The 13802-nt window shown below is 39.2% G+C and carries 10 protein-coding genes; 3 read left to right on the forward strand and 7 right to left on the reverse strand.

Going from position 1 to position 13802, the window contains the following annotated elements:
- Nucleotides 1-25: 25 nt before the first annotated feature.
- Together CHB66_RS02050 and CHB66_RS02055 are read right to left on the reverse strand one after the other, a co-directional pair.
- Nucleotides 26-2590: a leucine-rich repeat domain-containing protein gene (locus CHB66_RS02050; RefSeq protein WP_141107354.1), complete on the reverse strand. Its 2565-nt coding sequence runs from the start codon at nt 2588-2590 to the stop codon at nt 26-28.
- Nucleotides 2591-2848: 258 nt separating this feature from the next.
- Nucleotides 2849-4150, reverse strand: a complete 1302-nt coding sequence (locus CHB66_RS02055) for a UDP-N-acetylmuramoyl-tripeptide--D-alanyl-D-alanine ligase (protein ID WP_089237498.1) — start codon at nt 4148-4150, stop codon at nt 2849-2851.
- Between the two features lie 279 nt (nt 4151-4429).
- Here CHB66_RS02055 and CHB66_RS02060 point away from each other — a divergent pair, with 279 nt between their 5' ends.
- The 3 genes from CHB66_RS02060 to CHB66_RS02070 all read left to right on the forward strand — a co-directional run bounded on the left by CHB66_RS02060 (nt 4430) and on the right by CHB66_RS02070 (nt 8508).
- A complete protein-coding gene (locus CHB66_RS02060; RefSeq protein ID WP_245812649.1) occupies nt 4430-6544 on the forward strand; it encodes a T9SS type A sorting domain-containing protein in 2115 nt (704 codons plus the stop codon).
- A 112-nt stretch (nt 6545-6656) separates the two neighbouring features.
- A complete protein-coding gene (locus tag CHB66_RS02065; RefSeq protein ID WP_089237502.1) occupies nt 6657-7688 on the forward strand; it encodes a hypothetical protein in 1032 nt (343 codons plus the stop codon).
- Between the two features lie 67 nt (nt 7689-7755).
- Entirely contained in the window at nt 7756-8508 is a 753-nt protein-coding gene (locus CHB66_RS02070) for a hypothetical protein (protein ID WP_141107355.1), read from the forward strand.
- 5 nt (nt 8509-8513) lie between these two features.
- On the opposite strand, the gene CHB66_RS02075 is transcribed toward CHB66_RS02070, so the two are convergent.
- The 5 genes from CHB66_RS02075 to rsgA form a co-directional block, all read right to left on the reverse strand.
- Nucleotides 8514-9131: a response regulator gene (locus CHB66_RS02075; protein ID WP_245812650.1), complete on the reverse strand. Its 618-nt coding sequence runs from the start codon at nt 9129-9131 to the stop codon at nt 8514-8516.
- Between the two features lie 104 nt (nt 9132-9235).
- Nucleotides 9236-11239 carry a tetratricopeptide repeat-containing sensor histidine kinase gene (locus CHB66_RS02080; RefSeq protein WP_089237508.1) on the reverse strand — a complete coding sequence of 668 codons (2004 nt, stop codon included), beginning with the start codon at nt 11237-11239 and terminating at the stop codon, nt 9236-9238.
- Nucleotides 11240-11480: 241 nt separating this feature from the next.
- Complete coding sequence (panB, locus tag CHB66_RS02085) at nt 11481-12302, reverse strand: 3-methyl-2-oxobutanoate hydroxymethyltransferase (RefSeq protein ID WP_089237510.1); 822 nt, start codon at nt 12300-12302, stop codon at nt 11481-11483.
- Between the two features lie 6 nt (nt 12303-12308).
- Nucleotides 12309-12812 (reverse strand): phosphoribosyltransferase family protein, encoded by a 504-nt coding sequence (locus CHB66_RS02090; RefSeq protein WP_089237512.1) that lies wholly within the window; start codon nt 12810-12812, stop codon nt 12309-12311.
- 62 nt (nt 12813-12874) lie between these two features.
- Entirely contained in the window at nt 12875-13798 is a 924-nt protein-coding gene (rsgA, locus tag CHB66_RS02095) for a ribosome small subunit-dependent GTPase A (protein ID WP_089237514.1), read from the reverse strand.
- Nucleotides 13799-13802 lie beyond the last annotated feature (4 nt).

Consider the following 13802-nt stretch of genomic DNA (forward strand, 5'->3'; position numbering starts at 1 on the left):
ATAAATGTCAAACAGTTAAGTTAATCTATTGTTTTGCATGATTATCATGCCAATCACTTAGGGTATTTTTAAGATTTGGATCTTTGATCAAAGCAATCCATTGCTGAATCAATCCAAAATTCCAACCTTGGATTTTTTCTTCTGATTGCAGAGGAGGTTGGTTTCCATTTGAAATGGTAATCATACCATCCAAATATTTAAAAATTCTTTTTCTGTTATCATCGGCAGTATCAGACCAGGTAGAGAATAATTTTTTTGCTTTTTCTTGATGATAGTCATCACCAGCTATTAAAGCAACTTCCAAATAATCTAATGTCATGCCTATATCTTGGCGATTATTTGAAACATTCCAATCCATATTTTTTTCATGGGCAATCAATCCAAGATTAAGTAATGAGTCTGCCTTTGGTTTATTATCATCCCAGATTCTCAAAGCTGCTTTTGTGAAATTTGATAATTGATTGAACTCTACGGCTGTTTCTAACCATAAATCAACCAAGCTTTTTTCATTGCCATTTGATAAATATATCTTTTCTAATTTTTCAATTAAATCAGTAATACTATTTATGAATCTAAAAGAAGACTCTGATTCTTTTTTTAGCTCATTCAATATTATTGGTAGAGCTACTTCATAATTTTCATTTTCAAAAGCGGCCTTTCCAAGTGATGAGATTTGTAGTTTTTGCTGTGTTAATGATGGGTTTCGGCTATATGCTTTATTGTAAAATCCAAAGATAATCTCGGGAGCTTTACTTGAGGAGTATTTATTCATTAGATTTTCAATTCCTGCGATATACTGGTCATCATTCAAGTCATCCAAATCGACAGAATAACCGTGGGCATCCAAAAAGACCTGAAAGTCAGTTTTCGAATTGAACATAAAATTACTTGGACTCTTAGGGAAGGATTCTATTTTACCTAAACCCACCCAATTAAATTTTAAACCTCTTGCCCAACTTTTAGGTAATTTTGGAATAATGTTTTCTGTAAGATCTAAATATGTCCAATCAATTGAATTCCAAAAATCTCCCTCTGGTAACGTGACATACCCTATATCTCTTAGATCTAAAAAAAAAGGATGCTTTGGAGGTGTCTCTTTCAATAATATCCAGAGTGGATCAAGAATTAAGTTTTTGTTGCCACGAAGTTGAATCCTTTCCAACTGTGAATAGGTTTCAAAATCTTTTGAAAGGTGAGTTAAAGTACTTCTTCCTTCATTATCTCCATCAATATAAACTTTTTGATTCATCGCCATTAAGATTTGCAAGGATTTTAAGCCTGGAGGAAGACGATTTAAGGAATTATAGTTTAAATTGAGAAAGGTTAAAGTTTCTAAGTTTTCGAAACTCAGAGCTATTTGAGAAAGTCGGTTCCCTTCTAAATTGATATGTTGTAATGAAGAATGTGATGGAATTGGACCAGTTATTTCTTGAATCACATTTTTTTGAGCTTCCAGACGATTTAGTTTTGGTAGACTCGATAAATTTAAGGAAAGTGCAACCAGTGAGTTGTTATTTAATCTTAAGATTTCTAAATCTGGTAATCGGAGATGTTGATGATTAAATGAAGTTAAGGAGTTGTTTGAAAGGTCAAGGACTTTTAAATTAGAAAGAGAATTTAACGAAGGGACTTCTGACATTTCATTATCAATCATGTACAGTTTCTCTAATTTTTCATTTTGGAATGTATTCGGTGACAAATTGAGTTTTGGTAAAGAAACTAGGGAAAGTTTTTTGAGATTTTTAAAAGTTGAGAATTGTAATCTTTCTAAAGTCACGTTACTTCTAGCTAGATGAAGGATTTCAAGGTTTTTGAAATTATGTAAAAACTCAATCTCATTCAAGGAAGCGATATTGGATAAGGAAAGTCTCTTAATCTGGGTGAGTTTCCCAATAATAGCTATATTTTGTAAAGTGTCTTTGTCATTAAAAATATCTAATTGCTTTAAGTGCTTAAGGGTACTCAGTTCCTGATAGAAGTCAGTATTGGTTAAGGAGTCCAAGTTATTGATTTCTAGTTTCCTAACTCCTTTTACATGCTCAAAATATCTTTGTCCTTCGAATCTTGCATGATCTAAGTAAAGATTTTCAAGATTGGGAAAAGCTTTCATTTGTTCCATAGAATGATTGACGTTTCGATCATTTCTGGCAGAAAGTAAACCTACGTTCTTGACGCGTGGATTTATTGGGAGTTCTTGACCACGAAAATTTTTGCTTGTTAAAAGAATACTGTTCAGAGAAGGGTGATCCAGCACTTCCGCTCCAATGGAGTCGTAAAGAGATATGAAAAACAAACCTTCCAATTGGGGCATTTTTTTGGTATAAGCACTCAAATTGTCCAATGGAAAGTCAACGTGGAATTTGAAACTTAATACTTTTAATTGTTTTAATTCGGTTATGTACTCAGGGAATGGATTGTTTTTTTCAGGGAATGGCTTGAATAATGATCCAGCGGAGAACTGGATAATATCTAGGTTTGGAAATTGGGATAAAATTTCTCTAGTTGCATCTACTGGGAAATTCCCAATGGAATTTTCGAGTTGGATTCCACGAACCTTCTCTTTTGGTACTATCTGTGCAAAGTTATCCAACTGCTCAAATTTTTGAAAAGTGACGAAATATTCTTCAATATTGCTTAAGTTGTTGGCTGAAGGAGTGTATTGGAAGGATAGCTTGTGATAACTATCAAAGGCAGAATGAGACAAAGTGTCAAAATACCACTCTCCTGAAAATTTTTTTTGGGCGTAATTTTCTCCAAAAAACAAAAAAAGCCCTATTATCAGAAATAATTTTTTCATGATTGAAAGTAAGAGCAATTTAGTTTATGCCCAAATTATAAGACTTATTTCCTAAATAAAATCAACCAACCCCTCCAATTTCATTCCCCTACTACCTTTGATCAGGATCAGGTGATCTTCGAATTTGGAGTCTTGAAGCCAGTTTCGGAAGGAAAAAGGATCTGGGAAATAGAGTGCTTTCATTGGAGCTTTGGCTAAAGCCGCTTGCGTATGCTTTCCGGCAAAGCAAATTTTATCAAAATCATATTGGCTGACCAATTCACCCAATTTCTCGTGTTCAGCTTGGGTGCTTTCACCAAGTTCGTACATGTCACCCAAGATGATCATCTTGTGTTTTTTGCCAGTCATCTCGCCAAAAGTCTTGATCGCCACTTCCATACTCGAAGGGTTGGCATTGTATGCGTCTAGGATGATCAGGTTGCTTCGCTTTTCTACTAGCTGCGACCGCATATTGGAAGGCTTGTAATTGACGATAGCTTGTACTGCCTTTTCTATAGAAACACCGAAAAACTTCCCTAAAGTAATGGCGGTGGCAATATTCCCAAAGTTATATGCTCCTATCATGGAACTGAGATATGAATCTTCGCTTCCTTCTACTTTGAATCTTACAAAGGGATTGGCATCCACAAACTCCACTTCGCAATAATCACCTTTGGCTGGGTAGAGGACAGGGTTTTCAAAGCGCTTGGCCATATTGGAAAGGATAGGGTCTTGGGAATTGATAAAGACAGTTCCTTTGTTCTCTCTTAGATGTTGAAAAAGCTCTGTTTTTGTTTTCAATACACCCTCAGCTCCGCCCATTCCTTCTAAGTGAGCTTTCCCGATATTGGTGATAAACCCATGCGTAGGTTCTGCAATGTCACAGAGTTCTTTGATGTCGCCTTGTTTGTTGGCGCCCATCTCTACAATCGCAATCTCGGTGTCTTTTTCTATTGCGAGCAAAGTTAGTGGCACTCCAATATGGTTGTTGAGATTCCCTACTGTGGCTGAAGTTTTGAATTTTTGTTTCAATACGGCATGTAGGAGTTCTTTTGAGGTCGTCTTACCATTGCTTCCAGTCAGTCCTATGATGGGGATATTTAGTTGTCTTCGATGGTGTAGCGCAAGTGCTTGGAGTGTACTCAATACATCTTCACACAAGAAGTACCTCAAATCTCCTGCAATCACCACTGCAGGATCATCAACGACGACGAGTGAGGCACCCATCTCCAAAGCCTGTGCAGCAAAGCTGTTGGCATTGAAGTTTGGTCCTTTTAGGGCAAAGAAAATATTGCCTTGATCGATTTTACGGGTATCAGTACTGACTCCTGTGGATTGCAGGAAATGAGCGTAGAGTGATTGGGTATTGGACATAAGAACTCAATTTGAATCCTAAAATTAAGGTATTCGAGGCATCATTATCAAGAATTGATCGTTAATTTGAGAATTGATAGCAATGTCATCTATAAATTGTCGTAGGTTGAATTTATACTTCCCGAAAGTTGTGTAAAAAATAGGAGCAAACTCAAAGCACAAATTTGAACTTTGGGAAAGTTATCCTATACGATATTGGTGCTGATAGTCAAATTCCAACAAGCTGCTCTAGACTAAGTTCTACAAGTAATTATGCCATCTAAAATTATTCCTTCTTTTTTGAAAACAATCTACACAAGTCTACTGATCATTTGTCAGCTTTCAATGGTTGCTTATGGGCAAACAACCTTTGAATATGCAAATCCAGTGAATTTGATCAAAGATGGGGCAGCATTACCATTGACTTTTTCTGGCGGACTCAACGCTGGGCAAATTCAGAGTATGGATGTCAATGGAGATGGGGACGAAGAATTGGTGATATGGGATATCAATGTGAGGCAGGTTTCTGTTTTTAAAGAAGAGGATGGGGTTTTTACGCATTTGCCTCAGCTTTCTTATTATTTTCCTTCCGATGTCAGTGGCTTTTTAGTACTAGCTGACTATGATGGTGATGGGAAAAAGGACTTGTTTACTTCCAGTCCATTTGGGATCAGAGCGTATAGAAATGTCAGTCCCACAGGTGCTAATTTTCCTAGTTGGGAGCTGGCTCAGAACTTCCTTAGGTTGGACAATAACAGTAACCTCCAAGCCAATAACCTCGACATCCCGCTGATCATGGATATAGATGCAGATGGGGATTTGGATATTGTCACTTTCAATTTCGCTTCAGGGGATTTCTTGGAGTTTTACAGAAATACTTCCGTAGAACGAAAAGGAGTTCCAGATATTGATGGTTTTGCTTTTCCAGAGGCTAGGTGGGGAGGCTTTGAGTTTTGTGATTGTGGTCAGTTTAGCTTTGGGGTTACCTGCTCAGGAATGCCCATGGGTAGAGTTATGGAAGATGACAACATGCGGATAGAGCATGCTGGAGGCCATTCCATTCTCTATGCAGATTTCAATGGTGATGGGGTTATGGATTTATTGATGGGACAGGATGAATGTAATACGCTCTATTATCTTCCCAATAAAGGCACAAATGCCAATCCCAAATTTGATGAATTTTCGACATCGCTGCCGAGCATTGGAGTCTTGCCCGAGTTTCCGATTTTCCATGCAGCGCAGTTGTGGCGCGATCAGCTATTGATTACGACTAATTCTTCTTCGATAGCAGGCCCATTTCGGGCAGATTATCGGAGGAACTTCTTTTCCATGCCATTGCAAGGGGGAGCGATCAACCCTTTTTTACAAGATCAGATGCTTGACCTTGGAGAGAATACGCGACCTAGTTTTCAAGGAAATAAGCTGAATGGCAAACTTTACTTATCAGCTAATACACTAAAAGACAAACGAGTGGTCGGTAGCCTCAGGGCCATTGAAGTGACAGCGGGAGATTGGCGCTTGACCGAGGAAGACTATTTGAGTTTATCGGAGTTGGACTTGACAGACCTCCAATATCAAACCTATCGCAGTGCAGCTGGGCAAGAAAGTTACTGGCTAGCTGGCACGGATACGGTCAATTTTGCTTTGGTGAAGCGACTGTTTCATGCCGTATCCGAGGATTTTACTGTGAAGAATGAAGTCAATGTACCAGGCTTGACACCAAGGCCATTAGATCATTTTGAGTTATTTGCTTTTCAGAATCGAGACTATATGCTCTTGGCAAGGCAGACGGGGGAGTTGCTGCTATATGAGGTGAGTTTTGGTCAAGGAATTCCTACTTTGAACTTGTTAGAGCGGAATTTTCTTGGTTATCAAGATAATCCCGCTTCTAGGAACCTGACGGCACATGTAATACCTGGGCAGAGGCCTGGTTTGTATGTTGCTGATCAGCGTGGGCAGCTCTTTTGGATTGCAGATTTTATGAATGCTACGGATAGAGAAGAAGTATTGGTCAGGATTGGTGAGGAGTTGAGACCTGCTCGATTAGGTCGAAATACTTGGATATATAGGGTGCCGGATGCATTTGGTTCGAGCTATGATTTACTATTGGGGACTACCGGGGGAGGCTTATTGTACTTCAGGTCGATTTCAGATATGCCCAATCCAGAGGGAGAAGAGTTTCTAGTAAAAGTATATCCAAACCCTACTACGGGACCAGTGAGCATACTTGCCAATCAGGCAGCAGAAGTAAGGTTGGTAAATAGCCTGGGTCAGGTTTTGGTCGATCAGTTTATGCTGGAAGCCAATAGGGAAATATTCCTTCAGGCCGGTAATCTAGGTCCGGGGCTGTATATTTTGAACTTTAGGTTAAGCAATGGGCAAAGCCACAGTAGGAAGCTGATTGTACGGCCGTAGCTTATCCGTGCTAGTGGGTAGTCGAATTTACAAGCTGTAGGGTATGTTTTGATGGAGGGTGTTTTCGGAGCTTTGGGTATAGATTTTAGTCCCAACGAAAACCAATTCAATCATGAAAAAGATCATCTTATCCGTAGCGATACTGACATTGTCAGCGGGATCGCTATTTGCTCAAGAAATGTTCACTGGTATAGGAACCAAAGGGCATTATAACAAAACCATCAAGGGAGCAACTGCTTTTGCCATTCCTCAGCTGAGTGTGGGTTTTGAAACTTATGTAGAAACCAAGCAGGTGGTACAAGAAGGAAAGCTCAGTAAGTTGCAGAATGTCTTCGAAGCACATAGCAAAGGAGGGCAGTATGCAGGTCAACAAAGTGGTTCTGCACAAGTGACCACCATACTCAATGCGGGCATGACCTTGGAAGATTATCAAGCCCTAACCAATGATTTTCAGAAGATTTTAGAAAGAGAAATCGCCAATGCAGGCTTCAAAGTAGTTCCAGTAGAGGAATTGATGCAGCAGGATGCCTTTCAGAAAGTCAAAGATAGATTCGAAGGAAAAACTGACAAGAAGAAGGGGAAAGTTGATGAGTCTGACATAGGTAATGCCAAAGTTCAGATGCTTCCAGAGCAAGGAATTTTTATGTTTAATGAAAAGAGCTTTGCTGTAGGTGGGGTTCCTCTGGCTGTTGCCATCAAGAATTACTATAAAGCGAGTGATGCGATATTGATGACACAAAATATTGATGTGGATTTTTCTACTGTAGAACTGGATGTGGACTTGGATGCTGGTAGAAGAGGGAAGACTACCAGTGCAGAAATGAAAGTGGTTCCAAAGATGCGGATCACTTACAATACTTTTGATTTTATTTCGAAAAATGGATCGCCTAGCAGTACACCAGCGAGGCTAAATGCAGATTTTATTTCTGATAAAGAGTATTCAGCTGTAATTTCAAAGGATAAGGCCAAAGCGGAAAGCCTTATGAGCAAACTATTTTCATTGAAAGCTAAGCCAGACGTCAATTTCGATCCGAGAATCATAGAGATGTCCAAAGAAGACTATATCGCTGCCTCTAAAGACCTTTTTACCCAATACTCAAAGGAGTTTGCCAAAGCCTTGGTCGTTGGGGCCAAAGGGAAGTAATCCATTTACTGACCGGAGCCAAGGTTAGCGCCTTGGCTTTTCTTTCTCAACCCATACTCAATTTGCAATGAAGAAACTTCTACTTTCGATCATGATTACCCTTCCAACCCTAGTTGGTTTTGCTCAATCGACAAACTGGGATAATGTGAAGTATAATGGAGTAAGAACCATGGGGATATCTTACAAGTACCTCAACCTGACCAATACAGCAGATAAAGCAAACCAGTTAGGAACAACTTATTTTTTTCCAGAAATTGATTTTGTGAAAATGAATCTTGCCCCAGGAGCATGGAGCTGGTCTTACAGGAATAAATTGGTAGGGGGTTTTATTGGTTCTGGAATTCAACTGGTGTTCACAGGTGAAATGCCTTACTACACCTACCGACCTAATGCTACATGGATTCATAATTTTATTGGTTGGTGGAATATTGCGAAGAATGTTAAGATTACTGAAGATTTAGCAATAGCTGTGGGTGGGCATATTGGAGATTATTATTTAGACTATAGCTTAGCGCCAGATGTGTATTACAATCCACATGGTTTCTATGCCGGTATAGGGCCAGTAGTGATGGTTGATTATTTATTGCCTAGTGCTATGGTAGTGCATTTTGAAAGTAGTCTGGCTTATGGCCAGTACTTAGCAGATGGGGATGGTTTTGGGGCATATCCAGCTCCTTTGATCTCTAATACCATGCTGGAGTTGCATACCAATTCCAAGGTATTTATTGGTCTTGAGTATGTCACATTTTTTAATCGAGGCGATGATCCATTTAGAGGACAGCGGATAGAGCTGAAAGCAGGGTTCCGATTTAAGAAGTAGGTAAATCAGATTAAATTATTTGCGTAAGCGAACTTAATTAAGCCTACGAGGGAGTTTGTCTTGGTCTTTCGGAATATATTTTTTCTATGGGTCTCTACGGTACGTTCTGAAATGAAAAGTTGATCAGCGATATCCCGATTGGAAAACTCCTTGGCAATGAGCTTGAGTATTTCTCTTTCTCTATCCGTGAGCATTCTTTCTTCATCTGGGAATTGTAAGCTATTGATGATGATTTTATTGATATCATTGCTTAGGTATATTTTCCCAGCATCGACAGCAGCTATAGCTGATAGCAATTCTTTGTGGCTATCGTTTTTGAGAATATATCCATTTATCCCTTCTTTGAGGATTTCTTTGACCAAGTGTACTTCATCATGCATGCTAAGCATGATAATTTTGGTGATAGGGCTGATTTTTTTTACCAGCCTCACCAAGGCTAGCCCATCCATTTCAGGTAAATTGAAGTCTGTGATCAACAAATCAACTTCATTCTGTTTGATGAATTCTAATGCAACTTCTGCGGTATTGGCTTCGCCGATAACTTTAAGAGTGGGTTCTTTTTCAAGTATGCTTTTGATTCCATCCAATAGGATAGCGTGGTCGTCCACCAGAAATATTTTCATGGTCTGAGTTTTTATTTTAAGTTCCAGAAACTGGCTCAACATTGCAAACATGCCTACAAGTTACTAGCTATCTCAATGTGAGAAAATCCGTAGTAGTGGGTATATTATACCATTATGTCGGCTTCCTTGGCAATAGTGAGCTTATCTATCGGAAGATCGATAATCAAGCTACTTCCTTTTCTATCTGGATGGCTATCTATTTCAAAATCTGCATTGATTCTTTTAAGCCTTGATTGAATATTTCTCCAGCCATTTCCCGAACTATTCTGAAGCCTATTGACATCAAAGCCTGCTCCATCATCCTCAATTAATAAGTTGAGCTCAATGTCATGCCTGACTAGCTGAATTGTGATTTTGGAGGCATTGGCATATTTGATGACATTATTGACCCATTCTTGAATCACGCGATAGAGTGATATCTCTTGGATTTCACTGAGTCTCCCAGTCATCTCTTGGGTGTCTGTGATGATTTGGATTTTCCCAGAACTATTCATGCGTTGGGCAAATTCCAGCAGCGCTTCCTTCAATCCAAATTGGATCAATGTGGCAGGCATTAAATTGAAGGCGATGTTTCGGATTTCGGTATGCATTTCCTTGAGGATTGACTCACTCTTGTCCACAATAGCAATTCGGTCTTCCATTTCTCCATTTCTGTCATTCAGGTTGGAAATATTCAGTCTCAGAGCTGAAATCAATTGACCAAATCCGTCATGCAGGTCTTGTGCAAATCGTTTTCTTTCGACTTCTTGAGATTCAAGTGCTGCATTGATGTAGGCTTCCTTGATTTCAATTTCTTTTTGTTGAAGGAGAAGTTGGCGGGCTTTTTTCTGTCTGCTTTGATTGAGGAGAAATAGTATGCTTATCAAGAAAAGGATAACCAACAGAGAGAAGATCAATACCAGATTCCTTTGATTACTGGCTTTTTGTTTGGATAGTTCGGTCTCTTGAAGGATAATTTGGTTTTCTTTCTTTTCGGTTTCATACTTGGTTTCGATGTCTGCTAGCAAGGCAGCTTTATCCAAATTGAAAATACTGTCTCTAAAAGATTGAGCCATTTTGAAGGAAGACAATGCTTTTTGGAAATCTCCTTTTTCTTCATAGATATCACTTAGTACTGTGTGTGCAGCAGAGAGTCTTTTGTTATCTTTGATTTTTTCTGATAAAGCCAATGATTTTTTTCCATAATCCTCCGCTAAGGGAAAATTCTCTAGTTGTAGTTGAGCTTTGGCCATGGAGTGAAGAAGCACAGCATAATCATAATCATTATTGAGTTTTGATTGATAGATTTCTTGTGATTTTAGATAATGCTGATATGCTTCATTGGGTCTTCCGAGTTCCATATCAAAGTTTCCAAGGTTAGAAGATGCGATTGCCAAGGCTTTGTAATCCCCCAGTTCTTCGGATGTCATCACGCATTTGGAATAGTAAAAAGCAGCAGAATCCAATTCTTTTAAATTATGAAAAGAAGACCCAAGGTTTAGGTAGATTTTCTGGAGATTGTGCTTGTCGTTGACTTTGTTTTTGGTAGTCAGGGCTCGGCGATAATAGCTAAGGGCTTTGGGGTTGTCTTCTAATAAATAATGAATATTTCCAATAGAGAATAATGAGTTTCCAATCATTTTTTCATCTCCAATTTCTTCAGAAGTTTTTAATGCGAGTGTTGCATAGTCGAGCGCCTTGGTGTAGTCACTTTTGTTTTGATAGACCATTGAGAGGTTGTTGTAGACTGCCGAAAGTCCTCTAAGGTCATTTTTTGCTTGATAGGCCTCGGCAGACTTATTGAGATAGTAAGCAGCCGAGTCATAAGAGGACCCTACCCAATGTACTACCCCGATCACGGTATAGGCATATCCGATGATTCTTGGGCTGCTGACATTTTCCAAAGTTTTGATTCCTTGATGTGCTAGGTCTAACGCTTCAGTATTTTCAGCATACATTTTTTGCCAGGCTAGATCCATCAGGGCTTCTGCTTTGATGCTGTCTATCGATGAGGTTTGTATTAGGTTTCCCAAGCTATCTTGGATCGCCTGATTTTGTGCATGGCCTAGAAAGGTGAATAAAAAAAAGCAAAAAAATAAGGTCTTAATCTTATAGCTGAGGTTTTTCATTGTCTTGTGGCTTGTAGAAATACCTAGACAATATAGCTGATAATTACAGTTTTATAAAAAAAAATAATATGAGTGTTCGCAATGGAGCATGTTATGAAAAAAGAGGCATTATATTTTGCGAATACTCGTCAACAGACAACAGTCCACAGTCAACCGAAAATGGAATCATACATTCTATGATTAATTGTTCGGCCATTGCAAGTAAGCGGATATACATAAAAATAATATGAAAAAGTGAAATTTAATAACTCTCACTTTCATTAGGGAAGTCTTTGGCTTTGACATCAGTGATGTAGTTTTGGACTGCTTCAGTCATGGTTGTTCTCAAGTCTGCATATTGCCTGAGGAATCTAGGCTTAAACTCCTGAGTGATGCCTAGCATATCATGAACAACTAACACTTGGCCATCTACATCACCACCTGCGCCGATACCGATGACTGGTATGCTGACAGTTTCCGCTACTTGCTTGGCAAGCTTGGCAGGTATTTTTTCAAGCACAATCGCAAAACAGCCTGCTTCCTCCAATATTTTGGCATCGGCGATCAGCTTATTGGCTTCTTCTTCTTCCTTTGCCCTAACGGTATATGTGCCAAACTTATAGATGGACTGGGGTGTCAGTCCTAAGTGACCCATGACTGGTACTCCAGCGCTCAGTATTCTGGTGATGGATTCTTTGATTTCGGATCCTCCTTCTACTTTGACAGCATGTGCGCCAGATTCCTTCATGATTCTGATCGCTGATCGCAATGCTTCGGAACTGTTTCCCTGATAGGAACCGAAAGGAATATCTACTACAACAAAAGCACGTTTGACCGCTCTTACCACTGAGGTTGCATGGTAGATCATTTGATCCATGGTGATGGGTAAGGTGGTCTCATGTCCTGCCATAACATTGGAAGCGGAGTCTCCTACTAGGATTATGTCTATGCCTGCTCCATCTACAATTCCAGCCATGGAAAAATCATAAGCCGTAAGCATAGAAATTTTTTCACCACGACCTTTCATTTCCTGAAGCGTATGTGTGGTAATTCTTTTGATATTTGAAGACTGATGTACGGACATGTTAGCTTAGTGAAGATGTACGGTATAGGATTCTTTGGTAAGGTCTACGGCTATGTGTTCGTTAAGTGTGGTCGAGAGCTCAAGTCCTGTGTAATCTGCTGATACAGGGAAGAGTTTGTGGCTTCTATTGACGAGCACAGCCAATTCCATTTTCTTAATTGGGATTTCTAAAAAAGGTTTTAAAGCATAGGCCAGTGTTTTGCCTGTATTGAGTACGTCATCGACGAGGATCAAGCATCGGTTTTCAAGGATGACTTCCATGGAAAGCTTGACCTCTCCTTGTACGATAGCATTTTTATCCAAAAGGACTTCCATCACGACAGCTTGAAGTGGGGAGATTTCCTGAAGCTTTGAAGCCAACAGGTCAGCAAAAATTTTTCCCATTCCAGAAATTCCAGCGAAAAAAATTTCCTCCTCTGAGGAGTTTCTTTCATAGATTTCATAGGCCATGCGGGTGATTTTTTGTCCAATTTGACGGTGATTGAGTACTAGGGATTGATTTTCGCTCATTTTAGCTGTGATCCTGTTTTGAAGATGAAAATTAAGGCAATTGAAGTTAGAATCAAAAATCTTTATCGATGATCATCTTCTTCGTGAAGAATATTCACATAAGAATCATAGCGGTAGGGATGAATATATCCTTCTTCCAACTTTTCAAGTACCACACATCCAGGTTCATTCAAGTGACGGCAATTATTGTATTTACATTGCCCCAAATATTGGCGCATTTCGGGGAAGTAATGAGAAAGTTCGGAATCATCAATATCCAGAATACCAAATTCTTTGATCCCCGGAGTGTCTATCAAATATCCTCCCTTTTGTAGTGCAAACATTTCTGCAAAAGTAGTTGTATGAACTCCTTTGGTACTGAATTTTGAGATTTCTTTTGTCTCTTGATCGGCTGCTGGGATCAATTTGTTCAATAGTGTAGATTTCCCAACACCACTATGTCCTGACATCAAGGTGGTCTTCCCTTCCAGAAGTGGTAGGAATTTTTCTTTTAGTCCAGATTCATTGGTCGCAGATATTTCTATGACTGGATAACCTAGTGGTTCGTAGATTTCATGGATATCTTGGAGGTATTCTAAGTCTTTCTCTTTTTCTACCAAATCCATTTTATTGACAATAATGGCAGCTGGAATTCTAAAACTTTCTGTACTCACTAAAAACCTATCAATAAAACCAAGTGATGTTCTTGGATTTCGGATAGTAATGATCAGATAAGCTTGATCAATATTAGAGGCAATGATATGTGAAAAATGGGTTTTTCTCGTAGATTTCCTGATGATGTAATTTTCTCTTGGGAGAATCTCATCTATAGTCCAAGTAGGTAAATCAGCTTCCTGCACTACTTCTACATAATCTCCTACAGCAATAGGATTGGTGAGTTTGAGGTTGTCTTGCTTGAATTTACCACGCAGCCGAGATTTGACAAGTCCAGATTCTGTCTGTACCATGTACCAGCTACCTGTGGATTTGATGACTCTTCCTTGCATGATT

Source organism: Belliella buryatensis, assembly GCF_900188245.1.
GTDB classification, from domain to species: Bacteria; Bacteroidota; Bacteroidia; order Cytophagales; family Cyclobacteriaceae; genus Belliella; species Belliella buryatensis.

Excerpts from the sequence above, each read along its gene's own strand:
- CHB66_RS02055 (WP_089237498.1), bottom strand. The coding sequence starts at position 4,150 with ATGTCCAATACCCAATCACTCTACGCTCATTTCCTGCAATCCACAGGA.
- panB (WP_089237510.1), bottom strand. The coding sequence starts at position 12,302 with ATGTCCGTACATCAGTCTTCAAATATCAAAAGAATTACCACACATACG.
- CHB66_RS02080 (WP_089237508.1), bottom strand. The coding sequence starts at position 11,239 with ATGAAAAACCTCAGCTATAAGATTAAGACCTTATTTTTTTGCTTTTTT.
- CHB66_RS02065 (WP_089237502.1), top strand. The coding sequence starts at position 6,657 with ATGAAAAAGATCATCTTATCCGTAGCGATACTGACATTGTCAGCGGGA.
- CHB66_RS02090 (WP_089237512.1), bottom strand. The coding sequence starts at position 12,812 with ATGAGCGAAAATCAATCCCTAGTACTCAATCACCGTCAAATTGGACAA.
- rsgA (WP_089237514.1), bottom strand. The coding sequence starts at position 13,798 with ATGCAAGGAAGAGTCATCAAATCCACAGGTAGCTGGTACATGGTACAG.
- CHB66_RS02075 (WP_245812650.1), bottom strand. The coding sequence starts at position 9,131 with ATGAAAATATTTCTGGTGGACGACCACGCTATCCTATTGGATGGAATC.
- CHB66_RS02070 (WP_141107355.1), top strand. The coding sequence starts at position 7,756 with ATGAAGAAACTTCTACTTTCGATCATGATTACCCTTCCAACCCTAGTT.